General features: G+C 61.5%; 3 protein-coding genes and 2 pseudogenes. 3 read left to right on the forward strand and 2 right to left on the reverse strand.

From position 1 onward, the window contains the following. A partial coding sequence (locus NKH59_RS32950) for a curlin repeat-containing protein (RefSeq protein ID WP_353024394.1) occupies nt 1–244 on the reverse strand: 244 nt, incomplete at its 3' end. 176 nt (nt 245–420) lie between these two features. On the opposite strand from NKH59_RS32950, the gene NKH59_RS32955 reads away from it, so the two are divergent. Then, nucleotides 421–660 carry a hypothetical protein gene (locus tag NKH59_RS32955; protein ID WP_352542271.1) on the forward strand — a complete coding sequence of 80 codons (240 nt, stop codon included), beginning with the start codon at nt 421–423 and terminating at the stop codon, nt 658–660. Between the two features lie 126 nt (nt 661–786). Further along, a pseudogene (locus tag NKH59_RS32960) lies at nt 787–1,164 on the forward strand (Tn3 family transposase); the annotation flags it as partial. A gap of 336 nt (nt 1,165–1,500) precedes the next feature. Here the strand turns inward: NKH59_RS32960 and NKH59_RS32965 are convergent. After that, nucleotides 1,501–3,502 (reverse strand): annotated as a pseudogene (locus NKH59_RS32965) (AI-2E family transporter). Between the two features lie 212 nt (nt 3,503–3,714). Between NKH59_RS32965 and NKH59_RS32970 the strand changes: the two are divergent. After that, complete coding sequence (locus NKH59_RS32970; RefSeq protein ID WP_352542273.1) at nt 3,715–4,785, forward strand: sensor histidine kinase; 1,071 nt, start codon at nt 3,715–3,717, stop codon at nt 4,783–4,785. Nucleotides 4,786–5,371: the final 586 nt, after the last annotated feature.

Below are 5,371 nucleotides of genomic sequence, written 5' to 3' on the forward strand. Positions count from 1 at the left end.
AGTTGCCGGCCCCGTCCTGGCCGATAGCCGAAAGGTTGTGGCGGCCGCGCTGCTGGCCGATCACCTTGTTGAAGCGGCCGTTCTGGTAAACCCGGATACGGTTCTTGAAGCCGTTCTGGGCGCCGCCAGCCGAATTAGACCAGCCATACTGCTCGATGCTCACGTCGTTGGCCATGGCTGGGGCAGCGACGACAATGCCGACAAGAGCGGCGAGCGCGGTTGCGATGAAAGAATTGCGGATCATGAGGGCGTCTCCTTTGGCGGACGGGACCGCGAGTTGAACGGCTTCGTTTTAGGAGATGCCGTTCGAACCGATGCTGAAGGCGGCGTTCAGCCGTGGTTCAGGAGGAGAAGCGGGAGGCCGCCTACGTCCCTGCCCCTCATAATTGGGCTGATCGCCACTTCAGGCTGAAGAGGGCGGTGGCCGAAAAGCAACGCCACCTCTTCGATCGAAAAGCCAATTTTGAGCATAACGTTCGACATCCGCAGCTTCGTTACGCCATTGCGGCGGCGGACCACGGCAGCTTCTGCCGCGCCGCGCGGGCGCTCGACAATTGGCGCTACTTGCTCGTTCCGATGCACGCTACTGCAACATTTCCTTCGCCGCCGGCATTGTACTTTTCTGAGCGCTGCACTTTGCTCGTAATTCGTATCTCGTAATTCGTATAAAGACCCGAGATTCGCGGGTCTCTATGCTGGACTCCTCGGCCAGTCTGCGGCTGGCGTACTCCTTCCGGTTTAATTGCTTGATTGCTAATGTCCCGCTAGCCAAATCCAAGTGTGTGACCGGTGCGACGTCCGCGCTGCCAAGCCGGCCTCAAGGGCGAAGGTGCGCATTAACTGAAGTGCGCCGTCTTCTTCCACGAGCGCGGCGAAATCCCGCGACCGATCATTCGAAAGCCAAGCGTTCCGCGCCTCCGGCCTCAACCTCGTCGTTAGCGCGATCGTGCATTGGGATCCGGTCTATATCGAACGGGCCGTCACTCACTTGGGCAAAATGCATCGCGAGGTTCCGGATCACCTGCTGAAGCGCGTCTCGCCGCTGAGCTGGGAACACATCAATGTGACCGGCATCTACACATCTACAGTTGGTATGCAGATCATCAGATGCCAGAAGGCTTCCGGCCGCTCAGATTTCCGGCTCGGTTCCGCCACGCCGCATGAAGTTCATGCTCCGTTCGACCTTATCGTGTCGCTGGGAACAATTCTTGTTCCGACCCTAGAAAAGCCTGCCGCTCGTATTTGTGCGTGCTGATCGGACGGCGACATAGTGCGCCGTTGCGCACAGAGGGCCGTGCCCGTCCATCGGCGGGCTGGGCCTGCTATCGTACTGTCCTTGACGAGTTCGAACTGGATGGCCAGATGCTTGGCGTCATTGGCTGTGCGGTCGGTTCTTCGTTCGCCGTACTGGTGTTGAGCAGCTGTCTGCCTGACCGCTGGCCATCGCTGGGATCAATAACCCGCGCGCCAGGAGTGCCCCGCGGTGTCGTCGCCGCGGCCTCAGCTTGCAACCGCAAGCGGCGCTTTCTTCGTGACGGACGGCTGCCGGCGCAAGCGACGCTTGGCTGCGAGCTTGAGCGCTACCGGCGGCTCGCTTGACAGCGCGCCGCGCACTGCATCGACGATGCTATGGGCAACGAAATCGGCATTGATGTCGCCGGCCAGTGCTGCCGCCGCCTGGCTGTCGTCGTTGCCGGCCTCCGACCAGAACGCGATGCCAACCCTGAGCGCCGGCCTGGCGCGCTTCAGCCGGCGCACCAGGAAGCGGGCGTGCTTGACGGAATCGGGGTTGGAGGAAGCCGACAACGACGGTATCGACAGCGGCAAGATCGAGCCGGCGAATGCTCGCCGGGTCCATATCGGCGAAGCCCGCCGTCGACACCGTCGCGCCTTGAACTTCGAGCACCTGCGCCAGCATGGCAGCGGCGGCATCATCAAGCTCGCCGCGCCCGCCGCAACACAGCACTGACATGCCGACGCCATTAGGCAGTTCGATCTCGTCCTCGGCTTCCTTGCCCTCCCCGGCTGTTTCCTTTCCCACATCCGTCTTGCCATACTCGGCGAAAGCCGGCTCATCCTCTTCGACCGCTTCTTCGTGTGCGCTGTCGTCGAGATTTGCCACCAGCGTCAGCGCGCTGGCTGCCATCTGCCGTCTCTGCTGGTCGTCCATGACGCCGCGGACACGATCCTGCTCGCCGAGCAACAAAGCGGGAATGACGATCTTGTCGTAGAACTCGACCAGATATTTCTCAAGCATCTCTTCGGCGTGGTCGGTGGCTTCGTCCGGATCGCCGGCCAGGAGCCGCTGGTAAAGCCGGGCATGCGGTTCGAGCACTGGCTCGTTGCCGAACAGCACGTCGAGGAATTCGAACTGCGGCACGTGCCTGCCGAGCACAACCAGACAGACGGTGAGGGGCGTCGACAGGACCAGGCCGAGCGGGCCCCACAGCCAAGTCCAGAAGATCGCCGCAACGATGATGGCCAATGGCGAGAGTCCCGTGCGCGCGCCATAAAGCCAGGGTTCGATGACATTTCCGGTGAGCAACTCCATCACCATGAAGAGGGCGGCGGTCCACAGCACTAGCGACCAACCGGGCGCCACCGCCAGCGCCAGGAACAGTGGTACGAGCGCCCCGATGACCGGGCCGATATATGGAACGAAGCGCAGCGCCAGCGCCAGCAGGCCCCACAGCAGCGCATTGGGGATGCCCAGAATCCAGAGCCCGATAGCGATCGGTATGGCATAGACGATATTGAGGACCAGCTGCATCAGCAGATACTGGCCGACGCGCTTGCCGGCATCCTGCAGCGCCTGGGTGGTGCGGTGCAGATCACCATAGCCGACTAGGCGGATGAAACGATCGCGCAGATCCTCGCGCTCCAGCAGCATGAAGATGACGACAACGACGATCAGAACCGCCGAGGCCAGCGGGCTGATCAACGGACCCATGAGGTTCTGCAGGATCTCGAGTGGCCGTTCTCTCGCGACGATCTCGACCGGCACGGGCTCGGGCCTCGGCGCGTCGGCGGCGGGCGGTGACGGTTCCTGCAGATCGATCTCCTGCCCGACGCGCTGGATCACCTGACTCAATCTGGCAATGATCCCTCCTCCTGCCCCGGTTTCCTTGAGCGAGCGGATCTTGGTCAGGATATTTGTCTGGTAGGCCGGGATGTTCTGCGCCAGTTCGCTGACCTGCGACGCGGCAATGAAGGAGAACAGAGCGAGTGCCGCGAATGCACCGAGCACACTGACGATGACGGCAGGAAGGCGGGGAATGCCGACGCGCTTCAGAGCCGACACCACGGGCGCGAGCGCGAAGGTCAAAAGCAGCGCAATAGCGATCGGCAGGAACACTTCGCGCCCGAAATACAGCGCCGCAACCGCCGTCACGATGGTAGCGACGGTGGGCAATGAAGTGCGCGGACGGGCATTGGGGGCGAACGGAATGCCCACCAGCCCGGGCTCTGATGGGTAAATTCCGTTTAGACGATTTGCCGCCACTGAATACCTCGCCCTGCCAGCCGCCATGATATCGGGCATATTTAGCTGGCGTGCAACATCAGTGGGTCTACGCGCGCTTGCCGGATTCAGCGAACAGTCCGGCTCGCACGTTGTCGTGCTGCGCCGGTTAGATTCAATCCGCGACACGAGCCGTCAAGTGTGTAACAAGGGCCGAAGAGGAGGCGAAGGCGCCTCCAGATCGGCCTTGAGCCTTGTTCCACCCAATTGCGAATATCGAGGACGCGCAGACGCTGTCGCAGGCCATCGTCAACACGATCGCCGAACCGTTCCTCGTCCTCGACGAAAAGTTTCATGTGCTGGCGGCCAGCCGCTCTTTCTATCAGACCTTCAAGGTCGACCCCGAGGAGACACACGGCGCCCTTCTCTATGCGCTAGGCGACGGCCAGTGGGACATTCCGGCACTGCGCCTGCTCCTAGAGACGATCATCCCTGAGAAGACCGCCATGGACGGCTTCGAGGTCGAGTATGATTTCCCCAACATCGGCAAACGCACGATGCTGCTCAACGCGCGAAAGGTACTTTACGACCACAATTCGGCCGTCACCATCCTTCTCGCCTTCAACGACATAACGGCGCGGCGTGTCATCGAGCGGGAGAAGGAAGAGCTTCTCGGCCGCACCGAAGACCTGTTGCGGCAAAAGGATGTGCTACTACGTGAGATGGAGCATCGGGTTGCCAACAGCCTGCAGATTATCGCCAGCATCCTGTTGCTGAAGGCCCGTTCGGTCACCTCCGAGGAAACCCGCCAGCATCTGAAAGATGCCCACCAGCGGGTCATGTCGGTGGCTGAAGTGCAGCGCCATCTCCACACCTCAGCAGGCATCGACGAAATCGACGTCGGCTCCTATCTGCCGAAGCTGTGCAGCAGTCTGGCCTCGTCGATGATCGGGGATGCACAGCCGATCGCCGTCAAAGTCACCGCGGAAGCCGGCAGGATCGACTCGCAGAAGGCGGTCAGCTTCGGGCTGATCGTCACCGAACTTATCCTCAACGCGATCAAATATGCGTTCCCCCGGGAGAAGACCGCAGCCCTGATCCAGGTGTCTTACGAGACCAATGGCAGCGACTGGAAACTGACGGTCTCCGACAATGGCACCGGCAAGCCAGCCGGCCGCGCACCAAATAGCGGCTTGGGAACAGCCATCGTGGAGGCACTGGTGAAGCAGCTCGAGGCCCGGGTGGATGTTATCAGCGACGCCAACGGCACGAGCGTATCGGTGTCCAGGGCAACGTTCACGTCGCGCATACCGCGGGCGGCGTAGCCCTTCCCACAACTCTCAGACCCAAAAAACAGCAAACCCGAACATCGTATTCTGCGTCAACGGCGTGGGCGACGTGCCTCTGGGGCTGGGACCAGGCCGATTGCGAAGTCTGGTTCGGCGAGCCACGCGGAGGTACGGCGAGCAAATACTATTCTCGAGACTACCTGCTTTGCTTGCTCGCCCCCGCCAATGGCAGCGAGTTCACCTCGAACGCCATCCTCTCCTGGGCGGATCAGAACCGCGTCGAATGCCATTACAACGCGGTGTATGTCCATGCCGATAATACGCACGGCTCCCTCCATCGTTGGTCACGAACAGGGAGCGAGCGGGCAACACGACAAATACGGATCCGCGCTGGCAGCGCATCCGGGCGAGTCGTAGGGGCGGCCAGATAATGTGCTCGAACTCGCAGTTCATCTGCATACGACGGCCTGCCCGCACTAGCGTGCTCCCGGTGCCCCGTGGCCCGGATGCGCCAAGCTTACCGAACCTGACGTACCGAACGATGGCACCAAGAACATCATGCCGGATAATGGCTTCATCGAGAGCTTCAACGGCCGACTGCGCGATGAACTGCTCAACGAGA

The sequence above is a fragment of the Mesorhizobium sp. M0998 genome (assembly GCF_040318885.1).
Lineage (GTDB): Bacteria > Pseudomonadota > Alphaproteobacteria > Rhizobiales > Rhizobiaceae > Mesorhizobium.